The following is a 246-nucleotide window of genomic DNA, read 5'->3' as shown; positions in this document are numbered from 1 at the left end:
ATACGCGCTTGCCCACGCTGCTCGCGTGCCTGCCGTTTCTCGCGATTTATCCGCTTGCGCTGGGCCTCGCGGTGTATCGCATCTCGCGCAAGCTCGCCGAGCAATCGCGCATGCTCGAAGGGCTGAGCCGCACCGACGGCCTCACCGGTCTCTTGAATCGCCGCCATTGGGAAAATCTGCTCGTGCGCGAATTCGAACGCTGCCGCGCGACGCGCTATGCATCGTCGCTGCTGCTCATCGACCTCG

The 246-nt window shown here is 64.2% G+C and carries 1 protein-coding gene; it reads left to right on the top strand.

Annotation, left to right across the window (positions count from 1 at the left end):
• Nucleotides 1–246: diguanylate cyclase domain-containing protein (locus SB751_RS33980; RefSeq protein WP_410749494.1), on the top strand; the 246-nt coding region annotated here is incomplete at both ends.

Source organism: Cupriavidus sp. SIMBA_020, from assembly GCF_046535395.1.
GTDB lineage: Bacteria > Pseudomonadota > Gammaproteobacteria > Burkholderiales > Burkholderiaceae > Cupriavidus > Cupriavidus campinensis.
Note: the sequence above shows the minus strand (reverse complement) of the source record. Positions and strands in the feature narration are given on the sequence as shown.